The organism is Mycolicibacterium neoaurum (assembly GCF_036946495.1).
In the GTDB taxonomy this organism is placed as follows: Bacteria; Actinomycetota; Actinomycetes; order Mycobacteriales; family Mycobacteriaceae; genus Mycobacterium; species Mycobacterium neoaurum_B.
On sequence record NZ_JAQIIX010000001.1, the window covers coordinates 483,226 to 503,392 of the forward strand.

The following is a 20,167-nucleotide window of genomic DNA, read 5'->3' on the forward strand; positions in this document are numbered from 1 at the left end:
GTCTGTCTGCCCTACACGGTCACCGGCAACGACAACATGCCGCGCAGCGTGACATTGGGCTTGTATACGGGATCGCCGCCGAGCTCGGCCTTCGGAAACCGCTTGGTCACTGCCGACAGCACGATCGAGGCTTCCAGCCGCACCAAAGGTGCGCCAAGACAGAAATGCGCACCATGGCCGAAGCCGAGATGGCGGATGACTGCGCGGTCCGGGTCGAAGACGTCCGGGTTCTGGTTCGCCGCGGGGTCGCGGTGGGCAGCGGCCAACAACACGATCATGGTGTCGCCCTTAGGAATACGCAGATCCCCCAGGGTGATCTCCTCAGCGGCGACGCGGCCCAGCAGCTGCGCGGCCGGATCGAAACGCAGCGTCTCCTCGATGACTCGCAATGCACGCGTCGGGTCGGCACCCAGCGCCGCCCATTGCCGCTTGTCGCGAAGCATGGCCAACACCGCGGTGGCCATCATGCTGACCGTCGACTCATGACCGGCGATGAGCAACAGATTGCAGGTCGAGATGATCTCGTCCTCGGACAACTGGTCCCCGGACTCCTCGACGGCGATCAGCGCGGAGATCAGGTCGTCACCGGGATTGCGCCGCCGCGCGCTGATGAGGTCGCGGAAATAGCGCCGCAACCACTTGCCGGCCTCGATGCGGTCGGTGAACCCCTCGGGTACCTCGCCGGTGGGCGACAGGAACGGATCGACCGTCTGCGCCAACAGGGTGGAAGCGATCCCGAACTTCGGTTCGTCCTCGACAGGAACACCGAGCAGTCGGCAGATGACCGCCACCGCAACCGGATAGGCCAGCCCGCTGACCGCATCGAACTCGCCACGCTCGTGCGCCGTATCCAGCAAAGAATCGACCGTGCTGACGATCTCCTCGCGCAACTGGTTGATCACCCGTGGCGCGAACGCCTTGGCCACCAGTTTGCGCAGCCGGGTGTGATCAGGCGGGTCGAGGAACAGGAAGGCAGGTGTCCGCCGCTTGTCGACGAGTCCAGCCAAACCAAACGGACGGGGCTGCTCCCCTGCCGCGATCTGACGCTGCGCGATGGCCGACTTCATGCGGTCGCTGGACGATGCCGGATGCCGCAACACCGCATCGCAATGTGCGTACGAGGACAACACCGTCAGGCTGATCTCAGGGATCTGGAGGGGTCCGTGTTCACGCAGCTGGCGATACACCGGATAGGGATCGACCCGGTTGGCCGGGTCGAGTGCGCGGCCCAGGAGAACCTGCGGGGTGGACACGGAGGTCATGCCCTCATTGTGCAATCGCGTTCTGCAGACGTCTGCGCCACCACCGAATTCGTTCCGGATCCGTCACCGTGTACTCAGCAGGTAATTGCGGCGCCGGTGACATCGGCGCGACCGGTAAGAACCCCTCGACGGGGACCAGACTTCGTGACTCCGCGACGGGATCCGCAGCCACCACCAGGCCCGCACCCAGTTCGCAGGCATACGGCAGCGTCGGCAGCGCGCCGGCAAGAGCAACCCCGACCGCTGCACCGACGCTGGTCTGCTCGCCCGAGGTCACCACGCAGGGCAGGCCGCTGATCTCGGCGACGCGCAGTGCCCGCCGTGCACCGCCGAGAAGACCACAGTGCAGGATCGCGATATCGGCAAGGCCGCGCATCTCCAGATCGGGTGCAGCGGGGATGGCGATCGGCACATCGACCAGGCGTCGTACGGTGCGCAGCTGCTCGTGGTCGGCACACGGGCGCGCGACGAACTCCAGGCCGGCGGCGGCGCGGTCCAGCGCCCTGATCGCACTCACCGCGCTTTCGGCGTCCCAACGCTCCCGCGCATCGCACCGGATTTTCCCGTCGGGCCCCAGCGCCGCACGGACCGCCGCCACGCGATCGATGTCCTCACCCGTCCCACCGTGTACCTCAACCGTGGCGGTGCGGCATCCCGATTCGACGACTTGCGCGTGGGCACGACCCGGGTCGACGGCACCGATGCCGACGGCGACGGGGACGCGACCGCGCACGGCGTCCGGCCAGCCGACCGTGCCCACCTCGGTGGCGGCCGTGAGCCACCGTCCGAGCAGCTGATCGGGACAGTCGACAGGGGGGCTGAATTCGCCCCAGCCCTGCGGTCCCTCGAGCACCATGCCCTCGTGGGTGCCTCCGTCACGGAGCGGAACGGCGAACACCACGGCGGCCTCGAGGTCGATGAGGGTCTGCACAAGCAGTGGACGCTAGTTGCCCGCGGCCGCAAAGGTGTACAACGGCACCAACATTTCCGCCGGCGTCAGCGAACCGTGATGGCCTAGCAGGTTCGATTGCATGGGTTCGGCACCGGAGCGGATCACGGCGCGGTCGGTATCGGAGACCACCACGACATCGCCGATGCGCGGCCCGACGCCCTCGCGCACGTTCGGCCCGAACCAACCGGCCGCGGTGACCTCGGCGCGCGTCAACACGGTGAAGTCGGGGCCCAACGTCTCGCGCCAGGTCGCGGCTACCTCGTCGGCCGCGCCGGGTTCGGTGTAGACGTGCCGGGCGCGTGGCTCACCGCCCAGCGTGCGCACACCGGTCTGCAGCACGGCTGTGTTGTCGAAGTCGACCGGGTCGGCGACCTGCACCATGCCGTGGTCGGCGGTGACGATCAGCGCCGATCCGGCCGGCAGCCGTTCGGCGATCAGTCTGATCGTGAGGTCGATCTGCTGCAGTTCCAGCGCCCAGGATTCCGAGTGTGGACCACGCACATGGCCGGTCATGTCGAGGTCGCCGTGATAGGCGTAGACCAGCGTCCGGTCGGCAGCCGACAGCGCCGTCAGCACCCCGTCGACGAGGTCGCCCGAGGAGAAGGTCGGCCGGAAGTCTCCGCCGCGAAGCGCCGCCCGCGTCAGCCCGGAGCCCGCCTGATAAGTCGGTGCCACCTGGGTCACCACCACACCGTCTGCGGCCGCCCGCTCGAAGACGGTCCGCGATGGCTGGAACTGCTCGGGGACGAGTCTTTTGAGCAGATCGACCTTGGGCCCCTGACCCATCAACCCCCACTTCAGCGGATTCATCAAGCGGTCGTGACCGGGCACGGAAAGCAGATAGCCGACCAAACCGTGCTCCCCCGACGGCAGGCCGGTGCCCAGCGACGCCAGGCTGGCGACCGTCGTGCTGGGAAAGCCCGCGGTCAGCGAACGGTCCGGCCGGGTGGCCAGCAGCGGAGCGACGTCTCCGCGGGCCGCCACCAACTCGCTACCCATGCCGTCGATCAGCAGGACGGCGACCCGTCGCACCTCACCCAGATCCAGACCGATCCGGTCGTACTCCCCGGCCACACCGAGAACCCCGAGCACGGACGGAAGAAGGTCTGCCAGGGCGCCGGTGCCGTAGCGCGGGGAGACGAACATGCCGCCAGACTAGGCTTGCCCCATGTCGAGCGTGCTGACGGTCAACATCGCCCACCCCATGACCAATCCCGATCACAAGAAGAAGCCGACCGGCATCGACAAACGCCCGACCGACGATGCGGTCACCGTGCGAGCCCCCGGCCCGATGCGCGGCGGTCTCGGCAGCGGCCTGGTCGGCGATCTGGTCAGCGAACAGAAGTATCACGGCGGTGACGACCAAGCGGTGTATGCCTACGCCCGGGAAGATCTGGACTTCTGGGAGCGCGAACTCGGCCGCGATATCGGCAACGGCGCCTTCGGCGAGAATCTCACCACGGCGGGCATCGACGTCACCAACGCGCTCGTCGGTGAACGCTGGCGCATCGGCACCGACGGTCTCGTCCTGGAGGTGACTCGTCCCCGCACACCGTGCCGGACCTTCTCGGCGTGGCTGGACATCGAGGGCTGGATCAAGACATTCACCCGCAAGGGTGCGCCCGGGGCGTATCTGCGCGTCATCTCGCCGGGGGCGGTACGCGGGGGCGACGCCATCGAGATCATCGATCGACCGGACCATGACGTGACGATAGGGACCGTCTTTCGGGCGATGACGACGAAGCCCGGCCTGTGGCCCGCCCTGCTCGCGGCCGACGCCCTGCCGGATCCGCTGAAGGAAAAGGCCCGCCGCAGAGCCGGGGTGTGAATCAGCGTCGTGGCGTCAGCTGCGCACCCATCAGGCGGGCGATCTTGTCGGCAAGGTAAAGGTGTCCCGCATCGGTGGGATGCACGCCGTCGGGGGCGATCAGATCGGGGCGGCCGACGAACCAGCCCTCGGCGATCGGATCGACGAATCGCGCGCCTGCCGATCGGGCCACCACGGCCAGTGCATCCCGGATGCGCAGCACTTCCACCGGCACGTCGGCAGTCGGCCAGGGCGGTCCGATGACCAGGAGGCGGGCCGCCGGTGCGATCCCGCGCACCAGGGCGAAGGCATTGCGTGCCTGATCGACGACATCGGTGACCGGCACCGGTTGGTCGTTGCGCGATCCGAAGAACACCACCAACCGATCATCTGGCTGGACAGCGCGCGTCGTGAGATCCCAGAACAGGCTGCCGCGGTCGCCCCGCACGCCATAGCCTGCCCGACCCTCGGCCGCGACATCGGCGACGACGGGCCTGCCCTGGGCAGCCAGCAACTGCCAGGCCTGGGCCGGCCACCCCGCCGCACCTATCCCGCCCCAATCGGTCCCGTTGGTGTACGAGTCACCGATGACCGCAACCCGGCTCAACGGTGTTTCCACCGACAGCGGTCGCGCGTCGATGCGGGCGCCCGGCGTCACGAGGCATGCGAGCATCACCATCACCGCCGCCATGGCGGACAACGGCAGGCCGGGGCGCCGCGGCGCGTCTGTCATGATCATCGGCGGCGAGCTTACTCGACGAACCCGTGAGAAACCCTGCCGCACACAGCCATTGGGGCCACTTGGCGGGTCATGCCGACAGCCGGGTCTCGGAGTCCACCGCGTGCACACTGGCGGCAGCCTTCTTTCTGCCGACCATCCGACGCATCCATATCCTGGCCGGCTCCTCTACCACGTGATACAGCGCCGCCGATGCCATCAGCGTGATGACGAACACCGCGACCAGCCACCACACGCCACCGGGTCCGGCCATCGTCAGTTCGAACTGCTTGGCCGCCCAGATCCAGGCGGTGTGGACCAGCTCGTGGACCATGTACAGGCTGAACGAGATCTGCCCGCCGTAGATCAGGATGCGGTGCGAGAGCAGCCATGGCAGCGTGCCCGCACCGATCGACAGGGTGACCACCAGCGGCACGAACAGCAGGTCGACGACTCCCCCGCTGTCGATCACACCGGGGAATGGATGCGCGTCCAACCAGTACAGGCTGCCGATGATCGTGGCGACCAGCGCGATGGATGCCAGCCCCGCCGCTGTCCGGGCCCGGTCGCTGGGGTACAGCCGGCGCACCGCCGCGCAGGCGATGACTCCGGCGGTGAACTGCATCAGGATGCGGGGCAACCAGCTCCACGGGGTGTAGAACTGTCCGCTGGCCAGCAGGAACATCACGGGCGGCAGGGTGGCCGCAAAGGACAACAGCAGCAAGCTGCGCGCCCTGGTGGCCGCGGCCATCCGGAACACCACCAACGCCAGGAAACCGAAGATCAGGTAGGCCAGCCACTCGGCGCTGATCGACCACGCCGGGCCGTTCCAGCTGGAGCCGTCGAAGTACGGCTGATACCACAGCTGCACGAGGAACAGCTGGCGCAGATAACTGGTGGCGGTCAGGGTGTCGGCCACTTCGGAAGGGAAACGCCCGACGTAAAGGGTGAAGATGATCCACAGGGCGGCCAGGTGCAAGGTGACCAGATAGACCGGCCACACCCTGGCCAACCGCATCCACAGGAAGTGCAGAGTGTCGCGGGTCGACCAGGTCGGCCCCATTCGATCCAGGTAATTCCAGGCCAGGACGAAACCGCTGAGGATGAAGAAGAGGTCGACGCCCTGCGCGCCACTGTTGAGTATCGGCGCCAATGCGGTGTTGACGTCGGGTATCGACTCGGCCAGCAGCGGGCGGAAATGGAACAACACGACCCAGATGGCGGCGAAGAGGCGAAGGCCGGTGAGGGCCTTGATTTCTCCGCTACGCACGACACTCTTTTCGCGTTCCGATTACCTCGCGCTCCCGCGCACTGCCCGGGCGGACCGTTCTCCCCGAGGTCCCTACTTCCGGCTCACGCAGAATAACAGCGCTTCGGGCCACCGTGCGGTAGGGCGAATTCGCGTCGTGGGATCAGCAGTCTGTGTCGGGCTATGGCGCTGGAGCTGGCGCTGGTGCGGGAGCCGGGGGCTTGTTGGCCTCGTACTGCTGGGCATTGCGGTTGAGCGAGTCGAGATAACCGCGGACCTGCAGTCCGGCAAGTAGCGGACCCATGCCCGGTGCCGGCGGCGGCTGATTGGTCAGCGTCCACGCCTGGCACTCGGTGGTCTTGAACACACCATCGGTCGGCAGGATCTGGACGACCTGGGGCTGTTTGGTGAACGCACGGTCGAGGGTCTCGCCCTGTTCGGCACCCTCGGCGGCCGGCGCCATCCGCCGCCAGGAACAGGTGCCGTCGGGGAAGGGTCCCGCCGAGGCGTACACACCGGGAACGATATCGACGCCGACCCGATAAGAGCCGTCCTTGTCGATGACGGTCGCCGGTGCCGGAGCGGGATCGGCGGCGGGTGCGGCCGGGTCCGCGGGGGCCGGGTTCGGCGCCGGCGGTTCGGCCGCCGCAATACCGGCGGAGGCCATCGCAGCCACCGCCAAGACCGCACCGAGCATCGCCGGGTTCCTCAAAGCCATGACACCCAGAATAAGCGCGCAGACGCAGCCGATGAAACGCGTGGCGCGACGCACCTGCCCGTCGACGTTGCAGGATGCGGCAGATCGCCAGTGGCTCTTCGATTTTCGGGCTTACCCCCGACAGCGCGGACCCCCGGGCCGCAGCAGCGTAGTGGAGTTTGCGACAAGTTGCCATGGAGTCGAAAAACAAGGCGTCAAGCAGTGCATTGGAGAACCGACACGGCGCGCAATTGTGACGTGAACTGCGACTTTTCAAGCCTGTGTTGGGTGTCACAGGATTTTGCCTGCTTACAAAATGCTCTGTTAGCGTCCGACGCCATGTTTGCTGTAGCTTCACTTTTGGCGCTCGTTGGCCAGGTGTCGGGAACGCCGTACATCGTGGGTGGGGACTCCCCCGCCGGTACAGATTGCTCGGGACTCGCATCGTGGGTGAGTAATGCCGCGACGAATCGGCCGGTGTTCGGCGATCGGTTCGATACCGGCAACCAGGAGAGCGCGCTGCTGGCTCGCGGGTTCAAGTACGGCACTCAGCCCGGCGCCCTGGTGATCGGCTGGAACAGCGGTCACACCGCCGTGACCCTGCCGGACGGGACCGCGGTGTCCTCCGGCGAAGGCGGCGGAGTCAAGATCGGCGGCGGTGGCGCCTACCAGCCGCAATTCACCAAGCACATGTATCTGCCGGTCGAGGAGATCGCTCCGCCGCCGCCCGCGCCCGGCACACCGCCGCCGCCTGCGCCCCAGCCTCCCGCGCCGGTAGCCTTCGTGCCGCCTCCGCCAGGACAGCTCCCTCCCGTGGCACCCCCGCCCGCGGTGCCGCCGCCGCCCGGCGTTCCGGTCTAGGCAAGACTCAGACGTAGCGGGGACGGCCCGCCAATGCGCCCAACACCATCTGCACGACATACACCGTCATGACCATGACCCAGGGCACCGTCCACCCACCGCTCGTCTCGTGGAGCAGCCCGAAGAGGAATGGACCGACCCCGGCCAGCAGATAGCCCAATCCCTGCACCATCCCGGACAACCGAGCGGTGTCCGCGGCGGTCCGCGAGCGCAGACCGATCACCGCGAGCGCAAGTGAGAACACGCTCATCCCCAGGCCGAGCAGGACCGTCCACAGCAGTGGCGCCGCCATCGGCGCGAGGGTCAGTCCGAGCACACCACCGAAACCGAGCAATCCGAGGCCGACGATCCAACCGCTCTGACTGGCCCGCCGGGCAGCCATCGGTGCCACCACGATGCTGATCGGTACGGCGATCACCGCGTTGAGGCCCAGCAGCAGTCCGGCATCGGATTTACTCATCCCGTGGTCGATGAAGACCTGGGGCAGCCAGCCCATCACGATGTACGCCAGGCATGACTGGCACCCGAAGAATCCGGTGATGGTCCAGGCCAATCTGTTCCGCAGCATCGACCGCGGCCGTGCCGCCGCGGTGGTCGGTGTAGCGGCAGCCGCCCGCGCATGATGCCCACGGATGGCCAGCACCCAGAAGACCAGCGCCGCGGCGGCCAGGCCCGCCCACGCACCGAGCGCAGGCCGCCAGCCGCCGAACAGGTCGTCCAGCGGCGGCGTAACGGCCGAACCCGCAGCGCCACCACCCTGCAGTGCCGCCGTGTAGATACCGGTCATCAGACCGATCCGGGCGGGGAAGGACTCTTTGATCACGACGGGGATCAAGACGTTGATCAAGGCGATCCCGGCCGTGGCCACCAGGGTGCCGCCGATGACCACCGCCGGCCCGTCGACGACACGGAGCACCAGTCCGCCGATCAGAACGCCGAGTGCCGCGGTGATGGCGTGGCCCAATCCGATCCGACGCGCCAGATGCGGCGCGGTCAACCCCGCCAGCGCAAAACACAACCCTGGCAACGTCGTGAGCAGCCCTGCCCACAACGCCGATGTACCCAGCTCGCCGCGCATGTCCGCGAGTAGTGGCCCCACACTCGTGATGGCCGGCCGCAGGTTCGCCGCCGTCAGCACGACCGCCGCCATCAGCAATACGCCGCCGGCGACCACCTCGGCCGGACGCGGGTCGACCGGACCGTCGAGGTCCACGTCCCGGCCGTCCAGGGTCTGCGGGTGGCGGCTGTGGTTCATCTGCACTAGGTTGCCATACATCCGATGATTGGATGAAAGGGGTTTCGCGTGCCGCTGGCATCGACGCGCCGGACGGGTCTGGTCGACCAGGCCATCGAGCAGCTGCGCAGCTCAGTGGCCACCGGCGAGTGGCCGGTGAACGCGAAGATCCCTACTGAGCCGGAGCTTGCACAGTCCCTCGGAGTGGGACGCAACACCGTCCGGGAAGCCGTCCGTGCCCTTGCTCACAGTGGAATCTTCGAGGTCCGCCAGGGTGACGGCACCTACGTGCGGGCCACCAGCGAGGTCTCCGGAGCCCTGCACAGGTTGTGCGGTACGGAACTGCGCGACGTGCTCCAGGTGCGGCGATGCCTGGAGGTGGAGGCTGCCCGGCTGGCCGCCACCGCGCGCACGGCCGAGGATCTGGACACGTTGTGGCAGCTGTGGGAGCAAACCGAGCAGCTGCGCGGCGAAGACCGGTACGAGGAGTTCGCCCGTGCGGATGCCGACCTGCACTTCGCGATCGTGCGCAGCGCGCATAACGCGGTGCTGACCGAGCTGTACCGCGGGCTGACCGAAGTCGTCCTGGCAAGTGTGGTCACCAGTACCGGGAATCTCGGCGAGAGCCCACAGCATCGCGGGCTGATCCAGGCCATCGCCGACAGCGACGAGGCACTGGCGAGCAGGGAGGCCGGCGGCTTTCTCGACGAGTTACTCGACCGGCTCCCGGAGCAGTAGCCGACTACTCGGGCTGCAGTACGTCGGAATCGACGAATGTCAGCGAGCCACTGTCGAGCAGGACTGCCCACCGGCGCGCAGGATCCGCAATGTGGTGCTCACCGATATCGACGGATTGACCGGCGGTGTCGCCGAAATCGTCGACGATCACTCCGACTGCCTCTTCCTCGGTCCCGGCATGGACGCGCACCCGCGAATCGATCGCGAATCCCTGATCCTGGTTGTCGGGGCCGGCACCGACGATTCCCTGAGCAGTCACCAGAACTCCCTAGTCATCCGCGGCGACCGCCATCCGCGGTCGCCCAGTCGAGTGAGACGCAGAAACGGATCCGCGATCCGACCCTGCGTTGTTTCTCATTGCACGTCCAGCCCCCGACGAGCATCGGTTCGATCCCCTCGTACCGATCGACGCCCAACCGAACACGCCGATCCTCATTTACCGAATAGAACGTTGTCAATCCGTCTGCCGCAACGAGACGAAAAGAACGCCGGGCGGGCATTGCACCCAGTGTGTCCATCGTAAACTCCGTTCGCGCGAATCCGCTCGGCCACAGCTCCGCAAAGAACTCCCGAAAATGCCCACGCATGCCGACGTATTTGATGTCGAGGGCCGGAAAGCACGAGCCGGTCCATTCGATTCCACGAATGGCCGGAACGCACCGAATATCCCCGCACGTGCAATTTCAGCAAATACATCAGCAGGCACCCGACGGCCATCCGCGACGCGCCGGAGTGGCGGCACGGCGCGGTGTGGCCTGAGCTAACGTCTGTGCCGTGATCGTGCTGCTTCCCCCTTCGGAGACCAAACGCGCCGGTGGCGACGGCCCCGCCCTGCGGTTGCACGAGCTGAGCTTTCCCACCCTCAACGGTGTGCGCGCCGAGCTGATCGACGAGGTGGGCGCATTGGCCTCCGACATCCCTGCCGCTCGTCGGGCGCTCGGTGTGACCGCCGCCCAGGATGGGGAGATCGCCCGGAATGCCGAGCTGACGACCGCTCCGACCATCGCGGCGATCGAGCGCTACACCGGGGTGCTCTACGACGCACTCGACATCGATTCGTTGCGCGGCGCCGCTGCGGCGCGGGCGCGCGCCCGGCTGGCGGTCGGGTCCGCGCTGTTCGGACTGGTGCGCGCCGACGACCCGGTTCCGGCCTACCGACTTTCGGCAGGTTCGAAGCTTCCCGATCGCCCCACACTGGCCGCGCGGTGGCGTCCGGTGTTGGAACCGCTACTGGCCGAGATCGCCGAAGACGATCTCGTCGTCGATCTGCGTTCGGGGTCCTATGTGGGGCTTGGACGACGCCCTGGGGCCGTGCGGGTGGACGTCCTCGCCGAGCGAGAGGACGGGCATCGTTCGGTGGTAAGCCATTTCAACAAGGCGCACAAGGGCAGGCTCGCCAGGGCACTGGCCGCGAGCCGTGCAGAACCGGACGATGCCGCCAAGGTCGCCGGCATCGCGCGCCGGGCCGGGATGCGTGTCGAACGCGACGGCAACGACCTGACGATCGTCGTGCCTGCCTGAGTTAAATCGTTATATAACAACGTGATCACACCGGGCGTCGCACCGGTGCAGCAGGTCCGTACGTTGCTAACTTGCCGTGCATGACGCAACCGACAAGGCTGCGGCGCTGGGCGCGTCGTTGCGTGTCCACAGTCCTGGCCACCGCCATCGCAAGCTCGCTGATCGGCATTCCCGACGCCGCCGCGTTCTCCCGACCGGGGCTACCGGTCGAACAACTCGACATCCCGTCGGCATCGATGGGACGCAACATCCGTGTCGAGTTCCAGGGCGGCGGACCCCATGCGGTGTATCTCCTCGACGGCCTGCGGGCCCAGGATGATTTCAGCGGCTGGGATATCAACACCGCGGCATTCGAGTGGTATCACGACTCCGGCCTGTCCATCGTGATGCCCGTTGGCGGCCAGTCGAGCTTCTACAGCGACTGGTATCAGCCGGCAACGGGTAACAACGGCACTCTCACCTACAAGTGGGAGACCTTCCTGACCCAGGAGTTGCCGGGCTGGCTGGCCGCAAACCGCGGAATCAGCCCGGTCGGTAATGCCGTTGTGGGGCTGTCGATGTCGGGTGGCTCCGCGCTGACACTCGCCGTCTGGCACCCCACCAAGTTCATCTTCGCCGCCTCGCTCTCCGGCTTCGTCAACCCGTCGCTGGGCCTCTGGCCGACCCTGATCGGCCTGGCGATGCGCGATGCCGGCGGATACAACGCCACCGCCATGTGGGGGCAAACCAACGACCCGGCATGGCGGCGCAACGACCCGATGGTCAACGTGGCGACACTGGCCGCCAACCGCACCGCGATCTGGATCTACTGCGGGGACGGCACGCCCTCAGACCTCGACACCGGCGGTGATTTCGGAGGCATGTTCAGCGCACAGTTCCTGGAGAACATCACCCTGAACACGAACAAGACCTTCCAGCAGCGCTATCTGGCCGCAGGAGGGCGAAACGGCGTCTTCAATTTCCCGAAGGACGGCACGCACAGCTGGGGCTACTGGGGATCCCAGCTCCAGGCGATGAAGCCGGATCTGCAACGCGTATTGGGAGTCATCCCGCCCGCCCCGCCGGCACCCGCACCGGTGCCCGGTGGTCTTCCACCGGGCCTTCCACCGGCCGTCGCTCCGGCCGTGGATGCGGGACAACCGGCCGCGGCAGTGGGCTCACCCGTCCCGCCGTTGGCCGCCGCACCCCGCGTCGCCGCACCCATCGCACCGCCCGCTGCGATTCCGGCGGCTATCCCGGCGGCGGTACCGAGGGCCGCACTTCCGTCCTCCTGAGAATTCCACGGTACGACGGGCATCGGGGTGGGTAGTTTCACCCCATGAAGCTGATTTCCCCGACCGATGCGATGTTCCTCGTCGGTGAGTCCCGCGAGCATCCGATGCATGTGGGAGGTCTTCAGCTTTTCGAGCCACCCGCCGATGCCGGACCGGACTTCGTGGCGGAGATGTATCGGGCGATTGCCGGCTTCGGCGACTTCCAGCCGACATTCCGCAAACATCCGGCGACGTTCTTCGGCGGAATCACCAACATCGGTTGGACTTTGGACGACGAGGTCGACGTCGACTATCACCTCCGGCGCTCGGGCCTGCCACGGCCCGGGCGGGTAAGAGAGCTGCTGGAGCTCACCTCGCGCATCCATGGCAGCCTGCTGGACCGTCATCGGCCACTGTGGGAGGCGTACTTCGTCGAGGGTCTCAGCGACGGCAGGTTTGCGATCTACACCAAGATCCACCATTCCCTCATCGACGGCGTCTCGGCGCAGCGGCTGATGATCAGGACTCTGTCGGCGGACCCACACGATCGCGAGATCAGGGTTCCCTGGACGCTGGCGCCCAAGCGGAGCATATCGCGCTCGAGCACGGCGGGCTCGCTGGTGCGCTCGGTGACCGGTACCCGCCTCCGCCGTCGCGGGGCTGGCTCCGACCACGTTGGGGCTGGCCCGCGCCGCCCTACTCGAGCAGCAACTCACCCTGCCGTACCGGGCTCCCAAGACGATGTTCAACGTGCCCATCGGCGGCGCCCGCCGGTGCGCCGCGCAGTCCTGGCCACTGGCACGCATCCGGGCGGTCAAGGCGGCCACCGGTGTCACCGTCAACGACGTCGTGCTGGCCATGTGCGCCGGTGCACTGCGCACCTACCTCGAAGAGCAGAACGCGTTGCCCGAAACTCCGCTGGTGGCAATGGTTCCGGTGAGTCTGCGCAGTGAGCACGAGCAGGATGCCGGTGGGAACATGGTCGGCACGATCCTGTGCAACCTGGCCACCGACACCGCCGATCCGCTGCGCAGGCTGGAGGCCATCAGCTCCTCGACACGCGACAACAAGCGGGTCTTCAGCGAGCTCCCGCGAACCCAGGCGCTGGCCCTGTCGGGGTTCCTCATCGCTGGGCTGGGCCTGAGCCTGGTCCCCGGCGTCGTGTCCTCGACGCCGCCGCCGTTCAACATCGTCATTTCAAACGTGCCGGGAGCACGAGAGCCGATGTACTGGAACGGCGCCCGGCTCGACGGCAATTACCCCATGTCGATCGCGCTGGATGGTCAGGCCCTCAACATCACGCTGACGAACAACGCAGACAATCTCGATTTCGGACTCGTCGGTTGCCGCCGCAGCGTGCCGCACCTACAGCGGCTGCTCGTGCACCTGGAGGATTCGCTGACCGACCTGGAGAAGGCGGCCGCGGCCATCTGAGCCGGGCGCGGCCGCAATGCCCTTTGCAGGAACCGCTTTTCGCGATAGAGCCGGTGTCACGAGACAGGCACCAGTTCGCATCGGATCGGTTTCGGCTCCGACCTGCGGTGTATCTGGGACCTGAGCCGCGATAGGTTTCCCACGTCGCTTGTCGCCGGCCGAATCAGGAAATCGATGCCATCCACCGCCAACAGGCTCGCAAGCACGTCTGTTGCTACGGCAGGGATGTGGTTGGGCGTGCTGGCCATGAGTTCCGTTGCTTCTGCCCAGCCGGCGACGAGTCCGGGCGTGCCTTGTCTGGACATGGTCCAGCAGCTCGCCACCAATCCCGAGATCATCCCAGAAGCAGTCCATGCCGCAGCTGCGGCGCCGGCGTCCGAAGACACCGCAGCCCCGTTGATCGAGGCCGCTGCCGTGCCACCGGCGCCCGAACCGGCGCCCGTTCCGGCACCACCGGCGCCCGAACTGTTCGCCGAACCCGTCCCCGAGCCCATCGCGGGACTGCCGGCCCCAGCGCCTGTCGCGACCGAGACACTGGACCTGATATCGCCTGCGCTGGCCGGACCGCCTCCTGCACAACCATTGTCGGGCGCGCCGATCGGTCCGCCGGCACAGGCGGTACCCGTGGTGCCGGTTCCTGCGCTACCCGCCGCGGCACCGGTACCGGTACCAGTGACGGGCGCGGCGCCGGCGGTCACTCCGGCCGCCGCACCGTTGTCGCAGGCCGCCGCCGCGGTACCTCCCGCGGCGCCCGTCGTCGAGTCGGCGGTCGCGGCACCTGAACCCGCAGCGGCTCCCGCACCTCCCCCGGTGCCGGTGGTGGCCGAAATCGCGGCGCCGGCGCCGATTCCCGAAGTCGTCGAGACCGTCCCGGTTCCGGTCGAACCCGCAGCAGCCACGCTGGTCGAGGCTGCCGCTCCGATTCCGGCGGCCGTTGCACCCATCGACTCCGCGGCGGCCGCGTCGGCTGCGGCCATATCGGCCCCGACTGCTGCCGCGCTGGCCACCGATACCGTCCTGCCCGCCATCGCCTCGGCGCCCGCGGTCTTGGCCGCGACTCCGCCGCCACCGCTGGCCCTACCGGAAATGCCGGGCCTGCCGGTCCAGCTGCCCGCCGCGATCCCGTTCCCGGGCGATCTGGTGTGCGAGGGCACCGCCTGGTCGGCGACCACGCAACCCACCCAGGACGACACCACCTCCGCGCCCGATGTGGCGCGAACGGATTGGTAGCCGACACCTACGTCGCAAATAACCTGCGAGTCAACAGTTTTGAGCGATCAGGGGGCAGGCACGCCGGGGGCACGCACCACCACCGGAACGGCGGGGAAGTAGATCGCCATCTCCGATCGGCACTTGCGCAGCGCGGCGGTCGCATAGCCCTTCTTGCGACATTCCGGATGGATCCAGACGCGCACCTCGACTTCGTGGTCGATCAACTCGCCGAGCACCATGCCGACCTTGCGATCCCCCTCCAGCGCGACGAACCAGGCCGCCTCTTCGGCGTCGACCCTGCCGAGCGCGGCGTCGATCTCATCGTCAAGGCTGCCCGCGGGACCGCCCCTACCGTCGCCGGCGGTGTGCATGTCTTCGAGGCGGGCACCGAAGATATCGCGGTCCTCGGTGCCGGAGAAGGTGCGCAGCACCAGACTCTCGGATCCTGAAGCGGGGCGGTCGTTGAGGGTGAAGGTCAGCTGGCTGTTGAGATCCTCCAACTCGGCCGCGATGCTGCGGCGCGAATCCTTGGTCAGCTTGTCGAAGGACAGCCCGAACACCGCCTCACTGCCCGCATGCGTGGTGCCGAGCAGCTCGGCGATCGCCGCGACGGCGGCATCACGGTCATCGGAGTCGACGATGATGTCGAGCACCTCGTGCCTGCGGTCGAGAGCCTTGAGCAAGGCATCGGTGATATCACGACGGGCGGCAGCACGATCCAGATCGGTCATGCCCCAACCTTAGACCCGAGCGATCCGCTTCTCGTCGAATCGCCGCGCCATGGAACACGTGTGGCGGGTGCGCAAGGTCAGCTCTGCTCGGGGGGCGGGAACAGACCCTCCCGCAACAGCGTGTCCACCGAGGTCTGCCAACGGTCGAGTTGGGATGGGGCGGTGAACGGTTCGGGCAGATGACGCTCGATATGCGGTCGCAGACTCACCGCCCCCAGGGCGAGCACCAGCGCATTCGTCGCCGCCCACACCACGTCGATATCGGGGCGCGCCTCGCCGCTGTCGGCACGTGCCTGCCAGCGTGCGACGCCGACCTCGAAGAGGCGGTCGAAGACCACGTGCCCCAGCGCACTGCCGTCGACCAATGCGCGGCCGAGATAGGCCGCCACGTCCGGGTGCTCGGCAAGTATCCGATTCACCCGGCGACCCACCTCGGAGATCGAATCGGAGGTTCGCTCGTCGATCGGCTGGGCCATCGGCGTGATCACCACGTCGATGACGTACTCGTCGACGGCCTTGATCAGCCCGGCTTTCGTCGCGAAGTGATGCTGCACCAACCCCAGGGACACCCCCGCGGCCGCGGCCACGCCGCGCAGCGTCGTCGCGGCAGCCCCCTGCGCGGCGAAGCTCGCCAGCGCCGCATGGCGAATTCTGTCGATACTGCGCGGTTCTGCCACGCCCGGTCCGCCGCCCTCTGCGCTCACATGAGTAACCGTAGTCAACATCACTCCTCCACCGCCTCGACGGTAAAGACGAATTTACGATACAAACGTATTGTCGAGTTCGGAGTTTTGGAAGGGGGGAACATGCATCCGATAACGGCAGCCGAGGGGATGTGGACGGCACCGTGCACGCAAGATCCCGACCGTTGGACGACGACCGCCGACGAGGGAGCCAAAGCGCTGTGCCGCGCCTGTCCACGGCGCTGGCAGTGCGCGAAGGAGGCCTGCGTGACACCGGGCGCCGAGGGACTGTGGGCCGGGATCGTGCTTCCGCCCGCCGGTCGCAGTCGGCAGTTCGCCCTCAAACAACTGCGCTCGCTCGCTGAACGCAATGGAGTGTCCGTGCGGCGCCGATCGAGCTGACCGCAACCCGCAGGCCAGGGTGTTTCGGCACTGTTAGCCATGACACACTCTGCTGATGGTTCCACCCATCGAACGCCCCAAACTGGAGGGCAATGTGGCGGTCAGCGCAGACCGCCAACTCGGATTCGCCGAGTTCGGTGACCCACACGGCCGGGCGATCTTCTGGTTGCACGGCACGCCCGGGGCACGACGCCAGATACCTGCCGAGGCTCGGGCGTATGCCGAACTGGAGAAAATCCGGTTGATCGGGGTCGACCGGCCCGGCATCGGCGCCTCGACACCACACCAATACCCGAACGTGCTGGCCTTTGCCGCAGATCTGGGCACGATCGCCGATACCCTCGGCATCGACGAGTTCGCGGTCGTCGGACTGTCCGGTGGCGGACCGTACACGCTGGCCGCCGCCGCGGCCATGTCCGATCGGGTGGTCGCGGCCGGTGTGCTCGGTGGCGTGGCGCCCTACGTCGGACCCGATGGCATCACCAGCCCTCTGATGAACCTGGGCTCGACGGTGGCTCCCGTCCTGCACCTCGCCGGGGCGCCCATCCGGTTGGCTGCGGCGACGGTGATCAAGATCGTCGCGCCGATCGGCTCACCGGCGCTGGACCTCTACGCACGCGTCTCCCCCGAGGGCGACCGCAAGTTGCTCGGCCGCCCGGAGTTCAAGGCCATGTTCCTCGACGATCTGCTCAACGGCAGCCGCAAACAGTTGGCGGCACCGTTCTACGACATCGTCGACTTCGTCAGAGACTGGGGCTTCCGGCTCGACGAGGTAAAAGTGCCGGTGCGCTGGTGGCACGGCGACAAGGATCACATCGTCCCCTTTGCCCACGGCGCGCATGCGGTGTCGCGGCTCCCCGATGCCGAGATGACGGTGCTGTCCGGGGAAAGCCATCTCGGGGGGCTCGGTCGCGCCGAAGAGATCCTCCGTACGATGTTGGACATCTGGGATCGCGAGAGGCCCAACTCTCGCTGAAAGGAGTTCGGCACGTGGATCTTTCGGGCACCGGCATCTGGAGCTCACACCTACGCTACGGTGACGCCGGGCAGGCCGCCGAGGCGGTGGCCGAGCTGGAGCAGCTGGGTTATCCGGCGGTCTGGATCCCGGATGTGGGCGGGCCGGTGCTCGAATCGGTGGAGAACCTGCTGGCGGCGACCACGAGCATCACCGTGGCCACCGGCATCCTGAACCTCTGGATGCATGCCCCGGCGGAAGTGGCTGCCGCACACGCGCGACTGCAGGCAGCCCACGGCCGGCGGTTCCTGCTGGGCATCGGTGTCAGCCATGCCCCGCTGATCGACTCGAAATCCCCCGGGACCTACCGCAAGCCACTGGCAGCGACCGCGGCCTTCTTGGACGGTCTCGACAACGCCGAGCAGCCGGTGGCCCCCGAAGATCGCGTGCTGGCCGCGCTGGGTCCGAAGATGCTGACCCTTGCCGCCGATCGCTCCCGTGGCGCCCACCCCTACCTGGTGACCCCGGAGCACACCGCGACAGCGCGTGAGGTCCTCGGAACCGGGCCCCTGCTACTGCCGGAGCAGACCGCGGTGCTCAGCGACGACGCAGCTGCCGCCCGCGGTATCGCCCGTGACTGGGTGCGAAATTACCTGGCGATGCCCAACTACGCGAACAACCTGCTGCGGTCCGGATTCACCGAGGACGATGTCCACAATGTGAGCGACCGGCTGGTCGACGCCATCGTGGTATCCGGTGACGAGGAGGCGATCCTGGCGCGGGTCAACGAGCACAAAGCCGCTGGTGCCGATCATGTGTGCGTGCAGATCCTCGACGCCGACCCGTCGGCAATGCCGATGGCGCAGTGGCGCAGGCTGGCACCGGTTCTGAACTGACGTCTCGCCGGTTCAGGTCACGACAGCGTGGTGCCCCCCAGGTGCTCGCGCAGTAGATGCATCGCGACGGTGGTCGACCGTTCGCGGACATCGCTGCGGTCTCCCGGCAAGTGCAGCGTCCGCGCCACGGTGTCGCGACCGGCCAGGGCCAACCCGAAGCACACCGTGCCCACCGGTTTCAGCTCCGATCCCCCGCCGGGGCCGGCGATCCCGGTGATGCCCACCGCCGTGTCGACGCCGAACCTGGCGAGCGCACCGTCGGCCATCGCCCGAGCGACCGGTTCGGACACCGCGCCGTGCTGGGCGATCAGGGCCTCGTCGACGCCGAGCAGCTCGATCTTGGCCTCGTTGGAGTAGGACACCACCCCGCCTGTGAGATAGGCAGACGAACCGGCTCGGTCGGCCAGTCGGGCCGCCAGCAGCCCGGCCGTGCACGATTCCGCGGTGGCGATGGTCCGTCCGGCAAGCAATCCGGCGATCTGATCGTCGATCAGGGAACCGTCCTCGGAGAACAGCTCTCGTGGATAGCGGTCGCGCAGCAGATCGACGAGCGCGGTGTAGCTGTCGGCGGCCTCGGGCTCATACCGGGTGACGATCTCCAACTCCCCGCGCCGCAGGCAGGTGGTGATCTCCAGGTCGTCGAATCCGGCAACCCGGGACTGGGCCTCGCGCAGGGTTTCTGCCAGCCCGGACTCGGGCAGCCCGAACATCCGCACCGTCTGCTGTAAGTACCGGGTGCGTCCGGCTATCGCCTGCTGGACAGCGTCGGTGGCGACCGCGGTCGACCACATCGGCTGCAACTCCCGCGGCGGGCCGGGCAGCACCACCACGGTGGGCAGATGCTCGGAATGCAGGACGACACCGGGGGCGGTGCCGACCGGCTCGAGGATCAGGGCACCCACCGGAACCATCGCCTGTTTGCGATTGGCCGCCATCACGGCGTCGAAATCCACACCAGGTCTGCTCGCGCCGAGCCGGCGCAAGATGGCCGCGATGCGTTGTTCCAGCTCGTCGTCCAGGACGAGATCGCGCCCGTAGAACCCGGCGACGGTCGCGACCGTCAGATCATCGGCGGTCGGGCCGAGCCCACCGCTGGTGATGATGAGATCGACATGCTGACCCGCCAAGAACACCAGCTGTGCGGTGAGATCCTCGGCGCGGTCACCACATTGCGTGATGTGCGCCAGCTCGACACCCAACTCCAGCAGCCGGTCGGCCAACCACGGACCGTTGAGATCACGGACCCGACCGGTCAGCACTTCGGTCCCGGTGATCACGATCCCGGCGCGCACGCTCATATCTCAAGCCTAGGCAGCGCGACACTCAGCGGGACAGCCAGCCCTTCACCGTGTCGAGCTCGCGGGTGTACTGCTCCATCATGTCGTCGTGGTAGCGCGAGCCACCGGAGAGCGCGTCGTCACCAGCCCAGATCACCCGGATTCGGGTCGCATCACGCAGATAGACGTCGACGCGGTCGACCGTACGCCGGTTCCATCCCTTGTCGGCGGTGAAGTCGGCGAGGGCCTGCCGTTCCGTTCCGTCAGCCATGGGTCCTCCTCTGT

Annotated in this window: 21 protein-coding genes and 1 pseudogene; 10 read left to right on the top strand and 12 right to left on the bottom strand. The window is 67.5% G+C overall.

The genetic code is table 11. The features are described from left to right. Window positions 1-11: 11 nt before the first annotated feature. Genes PGN27_RS02165 through PGN27_RS02175 form a run of 3 tightly spaced genes read right to left on the bottom strand, consistent with a single transcriptional unit; the run spans window position 12 to window position 3,360 of the window. Window positions 12-1,262 (bottom strand): cytochrome P450, encoded by a 1,251-nt coding sequence (locus PGN27_RS02165; protein ID WP_335324613.1) that lies wholly within the window; start codon window positions 1,260-1,262, stop codon window positions 12-14. Between the two features lie 4 nt (window positions 1,263-1,266). Next, window positions 1,267-2,193, bottom strand: a complete 927-nt coding sequence (locus PGN27_RS02170; protein WP_335324614.1) for an enolase C-terminal domain-like protein — start codon at window positions 2,191-2,193, stop codon at window positions 1,267-1,269. A gap of 12 nt (window positions 2,194-2,205) precedes the next feature. After that, entirely contained in the window at window positions 2,206-3,360 is a 1,155-nt protein-coding gene (locus tag PGN27_RS02175; protein WP_335324615.1) for an alkaline phosphatase family protein, read from the bottom strand. 22 nt (window positions 3,361-3,382) lie between these two features. Here PGN27_RS02175 and PGN27_RS02180 point away from each other — a divergent pair, with 22 nt between their 5' ends. Further along, window positions 3,383-4,042: an MOSC domain-containing protein gene (locus tag PGN27_RS02180; RefSeq protein WP_335324616.1), complete on the top strand. Its 660-nt coding sequence runs from the start codon at window positions 3,383-3,385 to the stop codon at window positions 4,040-4,042. Between the two features lies 1 nt (window position 4,043). Here the strand turns inward: PGN27_RS02180 and PGN27_RS02185 are convergent, their stop codons facing one another. From PGN27_RS02185 to PGN27_RS02195, 3 genes are all read right to left on the bottom strand, one after another. Further along, window positions 4,044-4,721, bottom strand: a complete 678-nt coding sequence (locus tag PGN27_RS02185) for an Rv0518 family GDSL lipase (protein WP_418888546.1) — start codon at window positions 4,719-4,721, stop codon at window positions 4,044-4,046. A gap of 109 nt (window positions 4,722-4,830) precedes the next feature. Continuing rightward, entirely contained in the window at window positions 4,831-6,009 is a 1,179-nt protein-coding gene (locus PGN27_RS02190) for an acyltransferase family protein (protein ID WP_335324617.1), read from the bottom strand. A 160-nt stretch (window positions 6,010-6,169) separates the two neighbouring features. Then, window positions 6,170-6,706, bottom strand: a complete 537-nt coding sequence (locus tag PGN27_RS02195; protein WP_335324618.1) for an Rv1352/Rv1906c domain-containing protein — start codon at window positions 6,704-6,706, stop codon at window positions 6,170-6,172. A gap of 318 nt (window positions 6,707-7,024) precedes the next feature. On the opposite strand from PGN27_RS02195, the gene PGN27_RS02200 reads away from it, so the two are divergent. Next, window positions 7,025-7,546: a C40 family peptidase gene (locus tag PGN27_RS02200; protein ID WP_418888515.1), complete on the top strand. Its 522-nt coding sequence runs from the start codon at window positions 7,025-7,027 to the stop codon at window positions 7,544-7,546. A 7-nt stretch (window positions 7,547-7,553) separates the two neighbouring features. On the opposite strand, the gene PGN27_RS02205 is transcribed toward PGN27_RS02200, so the two are convergent. Beyond that, window positions 7,554-8,801, bottom strand: coding sequence for a CynX/NimT family MFS transporter (locus PGN27_RS02205; protein ID WP_335324619.1), 1,248 nt, complete (start codon window positions 8,799-8,801; stop codon window positions 7,554-7,556). Window positions 8,802-8,849: 48 nt separating this feature from the next. Here PGN27_RS02205 and PGN27_RS02210 point away from each other — a divergent pair, with 48 nt between their 5' ends. Continuing rightward, window positions 8,850-9,518, top strand: a complete 669-nt coding sequence (locus PGN27_RS02210; protein ID WP_335324620.1) for a FadR/GntR family transcriptional regulator — start codon at window positions 8,850-8,852, stop codon at window positions 9,516-9,518. A 4-nt stretch (window positions 9,519-9,522) separates the two neighbouring features. Here PGN27_RS02210 and PGN27_RS02215 read toward each other — a convergent pair whose 3' ends face one another. Continuing rightward, window positions 9,523-9,777 carry a hypothetical protein gene (locus PGN27_RS02215; protein WP_335324621.1) on the bottom strand — a complete coding sequence of 85 codons (255 nt, stop codon included), beginning with the start codon at window positions 9,775-9,777 and terminating at the stop codon, window positions 9,523-9,525. A gap of 515 nt (window positions 9,778-10,292) precedes the next feature. Between PGN27_RS02215 and yaaA the strand changes: the two genes are divergently transcribed. The 4 genes and pseudogenes from yaaA (at window position 10,293) to PGN27_RS02235 (ending at window position 14,956) form a co-directional block, all read left to right on the top strand. Next, window positions 10,293-11,039, top strand: coding sequence for a peroxide stress protein YaaA (gene yaaA / locus PGN27_RS02220; protein ID WP_335324622.1), 747 nt, complete (start codon window positions 10,293-10,295; stop codon window positions 11,037-11,039). A gap of 80 nt (window positions 11,040-11,119) precedes the next feature. Then, window positions 11,120-12,313, top strand: a complete 1,194-nt coding sequence (locus tag PGN27_RS02225; protein ID WP_335324623.1) for an esterase family protein — start codon at window positions 11,120-11,122, stop codon at window positions 12,311-12,313. Between the two features lie 44 nt (window positions 12,314-12,357). Continuing rightward, a pseudogene (locus PGN27_RS02230) lies at window positions 12,358-13,726 on the top strand (WS/DGAT/MGAT family O-acyltransferase). A gap of 246 nt (window positions 13,727-13,972) precedes the next feature. Beyond that, entirely contained in the window at window positions 13,973-14,956 is a 984-nt protein-coding gene (locus tag PGN27_RS02235) for a hypothetical protein (protein ID WP_335324624.1), read from the top strand. A gap of 47 nt (window positions 14,957-15,003) precedes the next feature. Here PGN27_RS02235 and PGN27_RS02240 read toward each other — a convergent pair whose 3' ends face one another. After that, the gene (locus tag PGN27_RS02240; RefSeq protein WP_335324625.1) at window positions 15,004-15,669 is read right to left on the bottom strand and encodes a GNAT family N-acetyltransferase; all 666 of its coding nucleotides are present in this window, start codon (window positions 15,667-15,669) and stop codon (window positions 15,004-15,006) included. Window positions 15,670-15,746: 77 nt separating this feature from the next. Continuing rightward, a complete protein-coding gene (locus PGN27_RS02245) occupies window positions 15,747-16,373 on the bottom strand; it encodes a TetR/AcrR family transcriptional regulator (RefSeq protein ID WP_335324626.1) in 627 nt (208 codons plus the stop codon). A 102-nt stretch (window positions 16,374-16,475) separates the two neighbouring features. Between PGN27_RS02245 and PGN27_RS02250 the strand changes: the two genes are divergently transcribed. Genes PGN27_RS02250 through PGN27_RS02260 form a run of 3 tightly spaced genes read left to right on the top strand, consistent with a single transcriptional unit; the run spans window position 16,476 to window position 18,605 of the window. Then, on the top strand, window positions 16,476-16,754 hold the full coding sequence (locus PGN27_RS02250; protein WP_141863561.1) for a WhiB family transcriptional regulator: 279 nt from the start codon (window positions 16,476-16,478) through the stop codon (window positions 16,752-16,754). A 55-nt stretch (window positions 16,755-16,809) separates the two neighbouring features. After that, complete coding sequence (locus PGN27_RS02255; RefSeq protein WP_335324627.1) at window positions 16,810-17,730, top strand: alpha/beta fold hydrolase; 921 nt, start codon at window positions 16,810-16,812, stop codon at window positions 17,728-17,730. 14 nt (window positions 17,731-17,744) lie between these two features. After that, entirely contained in the window at window positions 17,745-18,605 is an 861-nt protein-coding gene (locus PGN27_RS02260; RefSeq protein WP_335324628.1) for an LLM class F420-dependent oxidoreductase, read from the top strand. 17 nt (window positions 18,606-18,622) lie between these two features. Here the strand turns inward: PGN27_RS02260 and PGN27_RS02265 are convergent, their stop codons facing one another. After that, the gene (locus PGN27_RS02265) at window positions 18,623-19,903 is read right to left on the bottom strand and encodes a competence/damage-inducible protein A (RefSeq protein WP_335324629.1); all 1,281 of its coding nucleotides are present in this window, start codon (window positions 19,901-19,903) and stop codon (window positions 18,623-18,625) included. Between the two features lie 25 nt (window positions 19,904-19,928). After that, complete coding sequence (locus tag PGN27_RS02270; RefSeq protein ID WP_335324630.1) at window positions 19,929-20,153, bottom strand: hypothetical protein; 225 nt, start codon at window positions 20,151-20,153, stop codon at window positions 19,929-19,931. Between the last annotated feature and the right edge of the window lie 14 nt (window positions 20,154-20,167).